General features: G+C 73.6%; 12 protein-coding genes and 1 riboswitch. Of the genes, 9 read left to right on the top strand and 3 right to left on the bottom strand.

Annotation, left to right across the window (positions count from 1 at the left end):
• Positions 1-120 precede the first annotated feature (120 nt).
• From ACZ5D2_RS20310 to ACZ5D2_RS20350, 9 genes are all read left to right on the top strand, one after another.
• The gene (locus ACZ5D2_RS20310; protein ID WP_371675231.1) at positions 121-1,272 is read left to right on the top strand and encodes a Gfo/Idh/MocA family protein; all 1,152 of its coding nucleotides are present in this window, start codon (positions 121-123) and stop codon (positions 1,270-1,272) included.
• On the top strand, positions 1,269-2,423 hold the full coding sequence (locus tag ACZ5D2_RS20315) for a dihydrodipicolinate synthase family protein (RefSeq protein WP_371675232.1): 1,155 nt from the start codon (positions 1,269-1,271) through the stop codon (positions 2,421-2,423). The genes ACZ5D2_RS20310 and ACZ5D2_RS20315 overlap by 4 nt, the downstream gene beginning before the upstream one ends.
• Positions 2,420-3,259: a sugar phosphate isomerase/epimerase family protein gene (locus tag ACZ5D2_RS20320; RefSeq protein WP_371675233.1), complete on the top strand. Its 840-nt coding sequence runs from the start codon at positions 2,420-2,422 to the stop codon at positions 3,257-3,259. The genes ACZ5D2_RS20315 and ACZ5D2_RS20320 overlap by 4 nt, the downstream gene beginning before the upstream one ends.
• A gap of 71 nt (positions 3,260-3,330) precedes the next feature.
• Positions 3,331-5,730 carry a polysaccharide lyase 8 family protein gene (locus tag ACZ5D2_RS20325; RefSeq protein ID WP_371675234.1) on the top strand — a complete coding sequence of 800 codons (2,400 nt, stop codon included), beginning with the start codon at positions 3,331-3,333 and terminating at the stop codon, positions 5,728-5,730.
• A gap of 251 nt (positions 5,731-5,981) precedes the next feature.
• On the top strand, positions 5,982-6,572 hold the full coding sequence (locus ACZ5D2_RS20330) for a VOC family protein (protein WP_468930876.1): 591 nt from the start codon (positions 5,982-5,984) through the stop codon (positions 6,570-6,572).
• A 108-nt stretch (positions 6,573-6,680) separates the two neighbouring features.
• The gene (locus tag ACZ5D2_RS20335; RefSeq protein ID WP_371675236.1) at positions 6,681-8,297 is read left to right on the top strand and encodes a N,N-dimethylformamidase beta subunit family domain-containing protein; all 1,617 of its coding nucleotides are present in this window, start codon (positions 6,681-6,683) and stop codon (positions 8,295-8,297) included.
• 140 nt (positions 8,298-8,437) lie between these two features.
• A complete protein-coding gene (locus ACZ5D2_RS20340) occupies positions 8,438-8,818 on the top strand; it encodes a VOC family protein (RefSeq protein WP_371675237.1) in 381 nt (126 codons plus the stop codon).
• Between the two features lie 124 nt (positions 8,819-8,942).
• A complete protein-coding gene (locus tag ACZ5D2_RS20345; protein WP_468930879.1) occupies positions 8,943-9,440 on the top strand; it encodes an SRPBCC family protein in 498 nt (165 codons plus the stop codon).
• A complete protein-coding gene (locus ACZ5D2_RS20350) occupies positions 9,440-9,868 on the top strand; it encodes a MarR family winged helix-turn-helix transcriptional regulator (protein WP_371675239.1) in 429 nt (142 codons plus the stop codon). The genes ACZ5D2_RS20345 and ACZ5D2_RS20350 overlap by 1 nt, the downstream gene beginning before the upstream one ends.
• Before the next feature lie 334 nt (positions 9,869-10,202).
• On the opposite strand, the gene ACZ5D2_RS20355 is transcribed toward ACZ5D2_RS20350, so the two are convergent.
• The 3 genes from ACZ5D2_RS20355 to ACZ5D2_RS20365 are packed head-to-tail and all read right to left on the bottom strand — an operon-like array spanning position 10,203 to position 13,071.
• Positions 10,203-11,033 (bottom strand): ABC transporter ATP-binding protein, encoded by an 831-nt coding sequence (locus tag ACZ5D2_RS20355; protein ID WP_371675240.1) that lies wholly within the window; start codon positions 11,031-11,033, stop codon positions 10,203-10,205.
• Positions 11,030-12,073, bottom strand: a complete 1,044-nt coding sequence (locus ACZ5D2_RS20360; protein ID WP_371675241.1) for a FecCD family ABC transporter permease — start codon at positions 12,071-12,073, stop codon at positions 11,030-11,032. Before ACZ5D2_RS20360 ends, ACZ5D2_RS20355 begins: the two co-directional genes overlap by 4 nt.
• Positions 12,070-13,071: an ABC transporter substrate-binding protein gene (locus ACZ5D2_RS20365; protein WP_468930884.1), complete on the bottom strand. Its 1,002-nt coding sequence runs from the start codon at positions 13,069-13,071 to the stop codon at positions 12,070-12,072. Before ACZ5D2_RS20365 ends, ACZ5D2_RS20360 begins: the two co-directional genes overlap by 4 nt.
• A 34-nt stretch (positions 13,072-13,105) precedes the next feature.
• Positions 13,106-13,250: riboswitch (cobalamin riboswitch) on the bottom strand.
• Positions 13,251-13,389: the final 139 nt, after the last annotated feature.

Consider the following 13,389-nt stretch of genomic DNA (forward strand, 5'->3'; position numbering starts at 1 on the left):
GCAAGCGCTTTCCATCACTCGAACGTGTGTTGTGTCGCGGAGGTGAGCGGCTCTAGCCTGATGGGACAGAAAGCGCTTTCTATCGAGAAGGAACGACCGGCACGGAGGGACGCGGACACCATGGAACGCAGGACGATCAGGATCGCGATGAACGGCGTGACCGGGCGGATGGGGTACCGCCAGCATCTGGTCCGCTCCCTGCTGGCCCTGCGGGAACAGGGCGGGCTGGACCTCGGGGACGGGACGGTGCTGTGGCCGGAGCCCGTCCTGGTGGGGCGCCGGGAGCCGGCCCTCCGGGCCATCGCCGAGCGGCACGGCCTGGAGCACGTCTCCACCGATCTGACGGCCGTACTGGCCGACCCGGAGGTGGAGGTCTACTTCGACGCCCAGGTGACCGCCGCACGGGAGGCGGCGGTCCGTCAGGCCATCGCCGCCGGGAAGCACGTGTACTGCGAGAAACCCACGGCCCTGACCTTCGAGTCCGCACTGGAGCTGGCCGGGCTCGCCGCGGCCGCGGGGGTCAAGCACGGCGTGGTGCAGGACAAGCTGTTCCTGCCGGGCCTGCTGAAGCTGAGGCGGCTGATCGAGGGCGGGTTCTTCGGCGAGGTCCTGTCCGTGCGCGGCGAGTTCGGCTACTGGGTCTTCGAAGGCGACCGGCAGCCGGCGCAACGGCCCTCGTGGAACTACCGGGAGCAGGACGGCGGAGGCATCGTCGCCGACATGTTCCCGCACTGGGAGTACCTGCTGCACGAGCTGTTCGGCCGGATCCGCACGGTGCAGGCCCTCACCCGCACCCACATCGGCCGCCGCTGGGACGAGGACGGCACACCGTACGAGGCCACGGCGGACGACGCCGCGTACGGCATCTTCGAGCTGGAGGGCGGGGCCGTCGCCCAGATCAACTCGTCCTGGGCCGTCCGGGTCCACCGCGACGAGCTGGTGGAGTTCCAGGTGGACGGGACGCACGGGTCGGCGGTGGCGGGGCTGCGCGGCTGCCGGGTCCAGCACCGGGCCTCGACCCCGAAACCGGTGTGGAATCCGGATCTCGCACAGACCGAGCCGTTCCGGGCGCAGTGGCAGGAGGTACCGGACAGCAGCCCGGCGGACAACGCCTTCAAGGCCCAGTGGGAGCTCTTCCTGCGTCACGTCGTGCGGGACGAACCCTGGCGGTGGGACCTGCTGGCGGGTGCGCGGGGGGTACAACTGGCCCGCCTCGGGCTGCGCTCCAGCGCGGAGGGCCGCAGGCTGCCGGTGCCGGAGGTCGTGCTGTGAACGGGATCCGGCTCCCCTCGGCGGACGGCGGGTTCCGTCGGCACCGGCCGTCGCGGGCTCCGCTCGGGCCGTTCAGCCGCGGACCGGCCCGCAGCCGTGTCCTCTACTCCGCCGCGCACGTGGCCACAGCCCCGGCACCGGAGGCGGGTGGCCCGGTGGTCGACTGGGAGGCCACGCTCGCCTTCCGCCACCGGCTGTGGGCCCTGGGCCTCGGGGTCGCCGAGGCGATGGACACCGCCCAGCGGGGCATGGGCCTGGACTGGCCGGGCGCGGCGGAGCTGATCCGCCGTTCGGCGGCCGAGGCCCGGACCGTGGGCGGCCGCATCGTCTGCGGCGCGGGGACCGACCAGCTCCCCGCGGGGCGCCCGCACCCCCTGGCGGCGATCACCGCCGCGTACGAGGAGCAGCTCGCCTACGTGGAGTCCTGTGGTGCGGGGGCCGTCCTGATGGCCTCCCGCGCCCTGGCCGCCGCAGCTCGCTCCCCGGAGGACTATCTGGAGGTCTACGGCGGCCTCCTGCGGCAGAGCACCCGTCCGGTCGTCCTGCACTGGCTGGGACCGATGTTCGACCCCGGGCTGGAGGGCTACTGGGGCCACGACGACCTCGACGAGGCGACGGACGTCGTACTGAAGATCGTTTCCGAGTGCCCGGGGAGGGTGGAAGGGGTCAAGATCTCGCTGCTGGACGCGGAGCGGGAGGGCGACCTCAGACGGCGGCTCCCGGCGGGTGTGCGCTGCTACACCGGTGACGACCACCACTATCCGCAGCTGATCGCCGGGGACGGGGAGTTCGCCAGCGACGCCCTGCTGGGGATCTTCGACCCGATCGCCCCGATCGCCGCCCGCGCGGCCCAGGCCCTCGATCTGGGGGACCCTGCCGGATTCCGGGCACTGCTGGATCCGACGGTGGCCCTGGCCCGGCACCTTTTCGCCCCGCCGACCCGCCATTACAAAACGGGGATCGTCCTGCTGGCCTGGCTCGCGGGGTACCAGGAGCACTTCACGCTCCTGGGCGGGCACCAGTCGGCCCGTTCTCTCCCGCACCTGGCGACCGCGTACGAACGGGCCGACCTGCTGGGCCTGTTCCCCGATCCGGAGCTGGCCGCCGACAGGATGCGCGGGCTCCTCGCGGCGCACGGAGCGGGCTCGTGAACCGGGTCGGTGCGCCGGACCGGCTGAGCCTCAACCAGGAGACGGTCCGGCAGTGGTCGCTGCCGGAGCTGGTGGCCGGGTGTGCCGAGGCCGGGGTGGGTGCCGTGGGGCTGTGGCGGGACCCCGTACGCCGTTTCGGGGTGCGGGAGACGGCGAAACTGGTCGCCGGCTCCGGACTGCGCGTCAGCTCCCTGTGCCGCGGCGGGTTCTTCACCGCCTCCGACCTTACCGGCCGGGCCGTCGCGCTCGCTGACAACAGGCGTGCGGTCGAGGAGGCGGCCGAGCTGGGGGCGGACACCCTGGTGCTCGTCTCGGGCGGGCTGGCGGAGGGCGAGCGCGATCTGGCGGAGGCACGGCGCAGGATCGCCGGCGTCCTGGACGAGCTGGCGCCCTGGGCCTCCGGGCACGGGGTGCGGCTGGGGATCGAGCCGCTGCATCCGATGTTCGCGGCCGACCGTTGCGTGGTCTCCACCCTGGGCCAGGCCCTCGACATCGCCGAACGGTATCCGGCGCACCAGGTGGGTGTGGTGGCCGACTCCTATCACGTGTGGTGGGACGAGCGGCTGGAGGCGGACCTGCGGCGGGCCGGTGAGGCCGGGCGGATCGTGTCCGTGCAGGTGGCCGACTGGGTGACCCCGCTCCCCGAGGGGGTGCTGCTCGGTCGGGGGCAACTGGGCGACGGCTGCGTCGACCTGCGGGGGTTCCGGGAGGCGGCGGACGCCGCCGGCTACCGGGGGCCGGTCGAGGTGGAGATCTTCCATCCGGGGCTGTGGGCCCGCGACGGCGCCGAAGTGCTGCGGGAGGTGATCGACCGCTACCGCGAGCACGTCGAATGACGGCGGGTCACGGCGAACGAAGACGGGCACCGGGCCGAGGGGGCCGGTGGGGATCGGAAAAGGAGCATGCGATGACGGACGTGTGGAGTCGGCGCGCCTTCCTCTCCGCGGCGGGCGGAGGCGCGCTGCTGGGCGCGCCCGCCGTACGGGCGGGGGCCACACCAGCGACGGTGGACTGGGCCGCCCTGCGTGCGGCCTGGCGGCACCTGGTGCTGGGCGACGGATTCTCGGCGAACGCCGAGCCGTTCCGTTCACGGCTGGCCGAGCTCGGGGAGACGGCCCGGGGGTGGGCGGCCGCGATGGCCCCGGCACCCGGTTCGCTCTGGCCCGATCTGGGGTTCGCCACGGATCCCGAGAAGATGATGCAGAGCTACTACCGGTTGCGGACGATGGCGGAGGCCTATGTCCGGCCGGGCACCGGCCTCACCGGGGACGCGGCGTTGCTGTCGGCTCTGCTCGGCGGCCTCGACCGGATGCACGCGCAGGTGTACCACGCGGGCCAGGTGCGGTACGGCAATTGGTTCTGCTGGCAGATCGGGGCGCCGCAGGCGCTGCTGGACATGTGCGTGCTGCTGTACGGGGAGTTGACCCCGGACCGGCGCGCCGCGTTCTGCGCGGCGGTGGACCACTTCGTGCCGGACTCCGCCGTGGCCGTCTACGGCGGGACGAGCACGGGGGCCAACCGGGTCGACCTGTGCCGGGTGCTTGCCGTGCGCGGGGTGGTGGGCGCGGATCCGGCGAAGATCGCCCTGGCCGGGGAGGCGCTCGCGCCGGTCTTCCCGTACGTCATCGGCGGGGACGGGCTCTACCGCGACGGGTCGTTCGTCCAGCACACCTGGGTGCCGTACGCGGGGACCTACGGGGCGGTGCTCCTGGGCGGTCTGGGGCTGCTGTTCGCGCTGTTGAAGGGCACCCCCTGGGAGGTCACGGATCCGGGGGCTCGGATCGTCTTCGACGCGGTGGAGCGGGCCTGGGCACCCTTCCTGTTCAATGGGCTGGCCATGGACTGCGTGTCCGGGCGGGCGGTCAGCAGGGGGATCGCCGCCCTGGACGCACGGCAGGTGCAGCCGGTACAGCAGGACGACCACACCCGGGGGCACGTGCTGCTGGCCGCGATCCTGCAGCTCGCCGAAGGCGCGAGTCCGGCCGAACGCGCCCGCTGGCGAGGACTGGTGAAGGGGTGGGCGGCGCGGGCCCACTACAGTCCCCCGGCGGCTGACCGCAGCCTGGGGCTGGCCTCGCTCGCGGCGCTGGCCGGGCTCGAAGCCGACGCCTCGGTGACGGCGCTGCCCGAGCCCGTCGGGCACCGGCTGTTCTCCTCGATGGACCGGGCCACGCACCGGCGGCCCGGCTGGGCGGCCTCGCTCTCCCTGGCCTCGCGGCGCATCGCCCACTACGAGACGGGAAACGGTGAGAACCTGCGGGGCTGGCACACCGGCAGCGGAATGCTCGCCTGGTGGGGGTCCTCGTACGGCAACGGCCAGTACTCGGACGCCTTCTGGCCCACCGTCGACCCCTACCGGCTGCCCGGCACCACGGTGGCGCGCAAGGCCCTGGCCGACGGTGCGGGCGGCGACTGGGGCGCACCGAAGCCCGACGCGGCGTGGGTGGGCGGGAGCACCGACGGGGAGTTCGCGTCGGTGGGCCAGCACCTGCGCGGCCTCGGCAGCACGCTGGAGGCCCGGAAGTCGTGGTTCTTCCTGGGCGACACGGTGGTCTGTCTGGGGTCGGGGATCCGCGCCTCGGACGGGGTCGTGGTCGAGACGGTCGTCGACAACCGCAACCTGGGGGCGGCAGGCGGCCACGCCCTGACGGTGAACGGGACCGTTCAGCCGTCGGGGCAGGGCTGGTCGGGGGTGTACCCCGCCCCGGGGTGGGCGCATCTGGCGGGCTTCGGCGGGTACGTTCTGCACGGCCCGGGAACCTTCAGGGCCCTGCGGGAGGCGCGTACCGGCCGCTGGAGCGAGGTGAACCGGGGCGGTTCCACCACCGCGCTGACCCGGCGCTACCTCACCCTCTGGTACGACCACGGCACGGACCCGGCGGGCGCCGGCTACGCCTACCAGCTGCTCCCGGGGGCCGGGGCGGACCGGACCGGGGCACGGGCCGCCGCGTCGGGGTGGATGAGCGTCCTCGCCAACGACGAGGCGGCACAGGGGGTGGCGGTGGGTTCCCTCGGCTTCACCGGCGTCAACTTCTGGCGGGCCGGGGTGGCGGGTCCGCTGGAGGCGAGTGCTCCGTGCTCGGTCACGGTGCGGGAGAGGGAGGACGGCACGGCGACGGTGTGCGTCGCCGACCCGGCCCGGGCGGTGGAGGCGTTGGACGTGGTGTGGGGCCGGCCCGTCGTCGCGGTGGTGTCGAGGCCGCCGAGCCTGCTGTCGTTCGTGCCGGGGCCGCAGTTGCGGCTCCGGTTCGGGAACCTCACCACGGCCGCCGGGGCGAGCGAGGAGGTGGTGGTACGACTGGGGTGACAGGGCGGGTTGACCGGGTGGGTTGATCGGGTGGGGCCTTCGGTGGATGTCGGAGGAGCAGGAGGCGGACCTGATCCGGATCACTCCCCTGGGACTCCTCGGCATGCCACAGGACTGCGCGAACCGGGTCACGCTCCTCTGCTCGGCAGAGGGCGGAGCGATCAACGGCCGGCTCCTCCGGAGCAACGGCGGGCCCGCACAGGCGGGGGGACAATGAGCAGGCGACGGATTCGACGGCTTGGGGGAACGGAATGCTGACCGGGATCGTGATCGACGCACTGGATGTCGCGCGCATGGACCGCTTCTGGCAGGAGGCGACGCGGGGCAGGACGGACGGTCTGCGCCTGCGGTTCGTGCCGACGGCAACGCCGAAGACGGGCAAGAACCGGCTCCACCTCGACCTGGCCGGGGGCCCGGACTGGGAAGCCGAGGTGGCGCGCCTGCTCACGCTCGGTGCGAGGCGGGCCGACATCGGCCAGGGGGACGTCCCCTGGGACGTGCTGGCCGATCCGGAGGGCAACGAGTTCTGCGTGCTGCGTCCCGGCCATCCCGGCGTGCTCGCCGACTCCGGGCTCGTCGCGGTCTGCCTCGACATCGCCGAGGAGGACCGCCGCGCGCAGCCGGCCTTCTGGCAGTCCCGGGCCGACTGGCACGCGGTCGAGTCCCACGACTGGGGCGTCCGGCTTCGCCGCAGACCCACCAGCGCGGTCTCCCTGGTGATGGGGCCGCCTGCGGCGCCGAAGGCGGGGCGGAACCGACTGCGGCTGGAGGTCACCCACCGCGACCGGGAACCGGGTGAGTTCCTCGACGCCGGCGGGAACGAGTTCCACGTCACGGGCTGAACCCGGATCGATCCTCGTCCGGAGCCTGTTCCGACTTCTCGCTCCGCCCGCAGGACGCTTGTCCGACGCGGTGCCGGGCAGGCGGCGGGCGTGACATAACGTGCCCGCATGGATCAGGAGCACATAGCCGGCGGCGCCGAGGGTGCCGGCCGGCGGCGTTTTCTCGCCATGGCGACGGGGGCGGCCACGGTCGCCGGGATCGGCGCGGTGGCGGGCTGCGGGACCGGTGACGGTGACGCGCCGAAGGGGGCAGGGGCGGACCGGGGGCCGAAGCCGGACGGCTCCGCGTCGGCGCCCGCGCCGGGGGCGGGGTTCGACGTGCACGCCGAGAACGCCCGGCCCGGCAACGCCGACTGGCACGTGACCAAGGCCGGTCCGGCCCGCGCCATCGAGGGCTTCGCGGACCGGGTGTCGGTCCTGCCCGGCGAGTCCTTCGGGCTGCACGTGTCGACCACCGCGCCCCGGTTCACCGTCTCCGCCTACCGGATGGGCTGGTACGGCGGGGCCCGGGCCCGCCTGGTGTGGCGTTCGGAGGCGCTGCCCGGGGTCCGCCAGCCGGAGCACACGGTGGAGCCCGGGACCCGTATGGTCCGCACCCGGTGGCCGCGTACCGCCTCGGTTGACACCAAGGGCTGGCCCGAGGGCTGCTACCTGCTGAGGCTCGACGCGCAGGGAGGCGAGGGCCAGCGGTTCGTGCCGGTCACCGTCCGCTCGGCGGCGACGGCCGGCCGGACGGTGATCGTCAACGCGGTGGCGACCTGGCAGGCGTACAACCGGTGGGGCGGGTACGGCAGCTACGACGGTCCGAGTGGAGGCTACGCCTCGCGTTCGCTCACCGTGACCTTCGACCGGCCGTACGAGTACGACGACGGCGCGGGACTGTTCCTCGTCTACGAAGCACCCCTGGTCGCGCTGGCGGAGCGGCTCGGGATACCCCTCGCGTACGCGACGACGACCGATGTGGCGCGGGAGAAGCGGCTGCTGGAAGGGGCGTCGGCGGTGCTCTCGCTCGGTCACGACGAGTACTGGTCGCCGGAGCAGCGCGCGCACTTCACCGCGGCCCGCGACGCGGGCACCAACATCGCGGTCCTGGGTGCGAACTGCTGCTTCCGCCGGATCCGGCTGGAGGCCTCGGACCTGGGCCCGGACCGTACGGTGGTCTGCTACAAGTCCTCCTACGACCAGGATCCCGGCTTCAAGCGGGGCCACCCGGCCACGGTCGACTTCCGCTCGCCGCCCGCGGCGGACCCCGAGAGCTCCCTGCTCGGCGTGATCTACGACGGGTACCCGGTGGACGCCCCGTACGTGGTGACGAACCCGGGCCACTGGCTGTTCGAGGGAACGGGAGCCAAGGCCGGCGACAGCTTCGCGCACCTGGTCGGCGTGGAGTACGACAAGGTCAACACCGGTTTCCCGACGCCCCGCCCGATCGAGATCCTGGCCCACTCCCCGGTGGTGTGCGAGGGGCGGCCCAGCCACCAGGACTCGGCCTACTACACCGTGCCCGGCGGGGCGGGGGTGTTCGCGACGGGCACGATGCGCTGGGTCGAGGCGCTCGACGCGTCGGGCGACGGCCGCGGCGGTGCCAACCACGGCCTGGACGCGCGCGCCGGCGCGCTGACCACGCGGGTGACGGAGAACCTGCTGCGGGTCTTCGCCGCGGGCCCGGCCGGGCGGAGCCGCCCCGCGCGGGACAACGTCAAGGAGGTGTACGGCGGACCGTGAGGCCCGCGGCCCGCATGTGGCGATATCGGTGGACTCCGCCCGGACGGGCTGATTAGGATCACGAGCACGGCATCGCGTGTCGGTCACCGGCCGGGTGAGGCATGGAGGTGCCGTGACGTGCCTTGCGGAGGCATTCACCCATGTCGGTCCAGCTGAACCACACGATCATCCACTCCCGCGACAACCGGGAGTCCGCCGAATTCCTGGCGCACATCCTCGGCCTCGAAGTCGGCCCCGAGTGGGGCCCCTTCGTCCCGGTGTCCACCGCGAACGGGGTCACCCTGGACTTCGCCACCATCCAGGCGGAGTCCATCACCGTGCAGCACTACGCGTTCCTCGTCTCGGAGGCGGAGTTCGACGCGGCGTTCGAGAAGATCCAGGCGGCGGGCATCCCGTACTTCGCCGACCCGCACGGCAAGCACCCGGGCGAGATCAACCACAACGACGGCGGGCGCGGGGTCTACTTCCCGGACCCGGACGGGCACGGTATGGAGATCATCACCCGCCCGTACGGCGGCTAGACAGGGAACATCGCAGCGCCAGGAGGGGCCCGCGGCGCAGTGTGCGCCGCGGGCCCCTCCGCCTGTCCGGGCGGGAGGGGCTCCGGGGTCACCCGTGGACAGATAGTCCACGCGTAGATAGTCTGTGGACAGAACATTAGCCGTCGAGGGAGACCGCACCATGTGGACCTACGAGCACAGCGTCGAGACCACCGCCACCGCCTCCTCCGTCTGGCACCTCTGGGCCGACGTCGAGCGCTGGGCGGACTGGAACTCCGAGATCGAGAAGATCGAGATCGACGGGCCGTTCGCGGTGGGCACCCGCATCACCATGACCCCGCCCGGCGAGGACCCGATCCCGCTGCTCATCGCGGAGGCCGTGGAAGACGAACTCTTCGTCGACGAGGCCCGGTTCGGGGGCCTGCTGCTGCGCACCCTGCACCGCGTCGACCCGGCCGGGCAGGGCCGGATCCGCGTGACCTACCGGATGGAGATCACCGGAACGGGCGCGGACGAGGCCGGCCCCGAGATCGGACCCGGCATCACCGCCGACTGGCCGGACACCATGGCCGCGCTGACCCGACTGGCCGAGGCGGCCGGGACTTCCGAGACGGACGAGGCGAACGAGGCGGCGGTGCTCTGATGGCGCTGCGGCCCGCCGACAGCCCCGGCTTCCTGCTGTGGCACGCCACGCTGCGCTGGCAGCGCGACATCGCCGCGGCACTGGCGCCGATCGGCCTCACCCACGTGCAGTTCGTGCTGCTCGCCTGCGCCTGGTGGCTCAACGGCCAGGGCGAACACCCCAACCAGCTGGCCCTGGCGCGCCAAGCCGGCACGGACGTCAAAATGACCTCCCAGGTGCTGCGGGCCCTGGAGCAGAAGGGGCTCATCGAGCGGGAGGTCGACCCGGCCGACACCCGGGCCAAGCGGCTCCGGGTCACCGAGGCGGGCGCCGAGCTGGCACCCCGGGCGATCGCCGCCGTCGAGGCCGCCGATGCGGAATTCTTCCGCGCGGTCCCCCTCGACGAGGCCCTGCCCCTCCTGCGCCGCCTGGCCCTCCCCGAGGAGTGACCCCAAGCCCCGGCCCAAGCCCCGGCCCCGGCCCGGACCGGGTACGGTCGAACGGGTCCGGTCGGAACGGGTCGGCCACGGCCGGGCGGGCGCTCGCCTCGCCCCCCGCCCCCGCCCCCGTCCGAGCCCACCGGGCCGGGGCCTCACGCCCGGCCGCCGCCGCGCCCGCACCGCGCGTACCGAACGCGGCGTGGCCGGGGCTGCCCGGCAGCCGCGCCGGTGCCGGGCGAACCGCACGGCCCTGCGGAAGGCCGCCCACAGGAACAGCGGAACCGCGATCAGCAGCACGAGTGCGGGGCCCGTCAGCAGATTCAGCACGTCCCGTGAACGGGCGTCAGGGCGCCGCCGTTCCCTCCGGCGCGTACCGCGGTCGTGCGGCGGCCGGGTCCGGGGGGAGGTAGACGATGCTGGGGGCGCCCGTGGTCGGGTGGGTGCCGATGCGCGTGCGGACGCCGTAGACCTCGGCCAGCAGGTCCTCCGTCAGCACCTCGCCCGGCGCCCCGGACGCGACCACCCGGCCGCCCGCCAGGACGTACAGCCGGTCGCAGAAGGACGCCGCCAGGTTGAGGTCGTGCAGGACCAGCAGGCTCGTCGTGGGCAGGCCGCGCACCAGGTCCAGGACCTCCAGCTGGTAGCGGATGTCGAGGTGGTTGGTCGGCTCGTCCAGGGCGAGGAGGCCCGTTTCCTGGACGAGGGCGCGGGCGACGAGCGCGCGCTGGCGTTCGCCGCCGGACAGCTCCTCGAAGCGCCGCGCCGCGAAGGCGGTCGCGCCGACCGTCTCCAGGGCCCGGTCGACGCGCACCGCGTCTCCCGGGCCGTCCTGTTCCCAGAACCGCTTGTGCGGGCTGCGCCCCATGGCGACGACCTCTCGGACCGTCAGGCCCAGGGCGCCGGCGCCGTCCTGGGGCACGGCAGCCACCTTCCTGGCCCGCTCCTTGACGCTCAGCGAGCCCGCGTCCCTCCCGTCGAGGAGCACGCGGCCGGCGGTGGGCCGCAGAGTCCCGTAGACGCAACGCAGCAGCGTGGTCTTGCCACTGCCGTTCGGCCCGACCACGGCGACCGTCTCCCCCGGCCGGGCGGTCAGGTCGACTCCGCGCAGCAGCGGCTGCCCGTCGGTCTCGTAACGCACGGCCTCGACGGTGAGTTCCACCGGACGCCCCGTCATCCGCCCACCCCCTCGCCGCGTCCGGACCTGCGCAGCATCCACAGGAAGAACGGCCCTCCCACCAGGGCGGTGACCACGCCGACCGGTATCTCCTCGGGCGCGGCCGCCGTACGGGCCAGCAGGTCGGCCAGGGTCAGGAACACGGCTCCGCCCAGCGCGGCGACGGGCAGCAGTGCCCGGTGACCGGCTCCCACCACCATCCGGGCGGCGTGCGGAACCATCAGCCCGACGAAGCCGATCGCCCCGCTGGAGGCCACCAGCACCCCGATGACGAGGGAGGTGAGCACGAACGCGGCGGCCCGGAACCGGCCGGTGTCCAGCCCGAGGGTGTGCGCGCCCTCCTCCCCCGCGAGCAGCAGGTCGAGGGGCCGGGCCAGGGTGACGAGCACGCCGGTACCGGCGAACAGCGCGGCCGCGGGCAGGGCCAGTTCGTCCCAGCGGGCCCCGCCCAGGCCGCCCAGGGTCCAGAACAGCACGGAGCGCATCTGGTCGGGGCTCGCGGACAGTACGAGCACCAGGCTGGTCAGGGCGGAGAGCACGTACTGCACGGCGACCCCGGCCAGGATCAGCCGGCCGGTGGTCATGGTGCCGCCGCGCCGGGCCAGGGCGTGGACGGTGACGAGCGCGGCCATCGAACCGGCGAACGCGGCGAGCGGCACCCCGGCCCCGCCCGCGGTCCCGGCGGCCCCCGCACCGGCGGCCGTACCGAAGACGATGACGAGCACGGCTCCCGCGGAGGCGCCCGATGAGGCGCCGAGCAGGAAGGGGTCGGCGAGCGGGTTGCGCACGAGGGCCTGGAGCACCGCGCCGGCGACGGCGAGTCCGGCGCCGACGACCGTGCCGAGCAGGACGCGCGGCATGCGGACGTCCCACACGATGGAGGCGAAGGCTCCGCCCGGCGCGTCCGGTCCGGCCAGGACGAGGTCGAGGACCCGGCCGGGGGCGATCCGTACGGGCCCCAGGGCGAGCCCGGCCACCGCCGAAGCCGCCAGCACGGCGGCGAGGAGCAGGAGGACGGTGGCGGTCCGGCGACGCCTCACGCGGCGTCGGGGTGGAGTTGGCGGCCCAGGGACTCGACGGCGTCGGCGACGCGTACGCCGAGTACGGCGGAGGAGAGCGGCAGTACGACGAACCGCCGGTTCTTCACGGCGGGAACCTGAGCCAGCGCCGGGTCGTTGAGCAGGCGTTGCTTCTTGGACTCCACGGTGGTGCCGCCGTAGTCGTGGATGAGGACGACCTCCGGCTTGCGCTCGATGACCTTCTCCCAGGACACGTCGCCGAAGGTGTCGTCGAGGTCGGCGAAGACGTTCGTGCCTCCGGCGAGGGTGACGATCTCGTTGCCGACGCCCTTGCCGCCCGAGGTGAAGGCGGAGCCCTCGCCGGAGTCGTAGACGAAGACGGACGGCCTGGGCGCGTCCTTCAGCCGCGCGGTGACGGCGTCGACGCGGCGCTGCTCGTCCTCCACGAGGGCCGCGCCGCGTTCGGGCACGCCGAAGGTCCGGGCGACCTCGGTGATCTCGGTCTTCAGCTGGGCGAGGCCGACCGGGCCCCGGGTGCAGTACTCCACGCTCAGCCGGGAGCCGATGCCGGACCGGGCGAGCCCTTCACGGTCCCGGCCCTGGCCCTTGTCGAATGCGCTGGCGTAACCGCCGTACACGAAGTCGGGGTCGGCTCCGAGGAGCACCTCTTTGGAGGGGTATTCCCCGGCCAGCACCTTGATCTTGTCGTAGGCGGGCCGGTAGGCGGGGAGCACGGAGTCGTCGAGGTAGGCCGTGCCGACCATCCGGTCCTGCAGTCCGAGGGCCAGCATGATCTCGGTGGCGTGCTGGTTCATGGTGACGGCCCGCTCGGGCGGGGCCTGGTAGGTGCTGGTGACACCGCAGTTGGTGACGGTGTACGGGAACCCGGGCGCGGGCCGCGCTCCGGGGCCGGGCCGGGCGGCACCGGCGGATCCGTCGGCCGGGCCGCCGCACGCGGCGAGCGGAACCAGGAGGGTGAGGGCGGCTATCGAGCGCAGGGTTGCGCGGGAACGCGACATGCGAGGCCTCTCCGGGGGATCCTCGTCCCCGGTCGAAGTGAAGAGGCGGCGCGTCAGTGTCTGACTCCCGGGGGCCCGCGGGTGGGCGGAGCTCCGGTCACAGTGGCGGGACCGCACCGGATTCGCACCGGTTTCCTGTCCTGCGCCGCCTGGGACAACCCACACAAGTCTGCCAGATGCCCCCTTTGCCCCGAACGGGGGTCCGGAGGGCCGACGCAGCCGTCCGGCCCTGACCGTCGCACTCGAACGGCCGCGGCCGCGGCCCACGCGCAAACGGCCGGGGGTCCGGACCGGCAGCATTCGCTGCGGTCCGGACCC

The sequence above is a fragment of the Streptomyces sp. NPDC031479 genome (assembly GCF_055581065.1).

Excerpts from the sequence above, each read along its gene's own strand:
- ACZ5D2_RS20310 (WP_371675231.1), top strand. The coding sequence starts at position 121 with ATGGAACGCAGGACGATCAGGATCGCGATGAACGGCGTGACCGGGCGG.
- ACZ5D2_RS20325 (WP_371675234.1), top strand. The coding sequence starts at position 3,331 with ATGACGGACGTGTGGAGTCGGCGCGCCTTCCTCTCCGCGGCGGGCGGA.
- ACZ5D2_RS20330 (WP_468930876.1), top strand. The coding sequence starts at position 5,982 with ATGCTGACCGGGATCGTGATCGACGCACTGGATGTCGCGCGCATGGAC.
- ACZ5D2_RS20335 (WP_371675236.1), top strand. The coding sequence starts at position 6,681 with ATGGATCAGGAGCACATAGCCGGCGGCGCCGAGGGTGCCGGCCGGCGG.
- ACZ5D2_RS20340 (WP_371675237.1), top strand. The coding sequence starts at position 8,438 with ATGTCGGTCCAGCTGAACCACACGATCATCCACTCCCGCGACAACCGG.
- ACZ5D2_RS20350 (WP_371675239.1), top strand. The coding sequence starts at position 9,440 with ATGGCGCTGCGGCCCGCCGACAGCCCCGGCTTCCTGCTGTGGCACGCC.
- ACZ5D2_RS20355 (WP_371675240.1), bottom strand. The coding sequence starts at position 11,033 with ATGACGGGGCGTCCGGTGGAACTCACCGTCGAGGCCGTGCGTTACGAG.
- ACZ5D2_RS20365 (WP_468930884.1), bottom strand. The coding sequence starts at position 13,071 with ATGTCGCGTTCCCGCGCAACCCTGCGCTCGATAGCCGCCCTCACCCTC.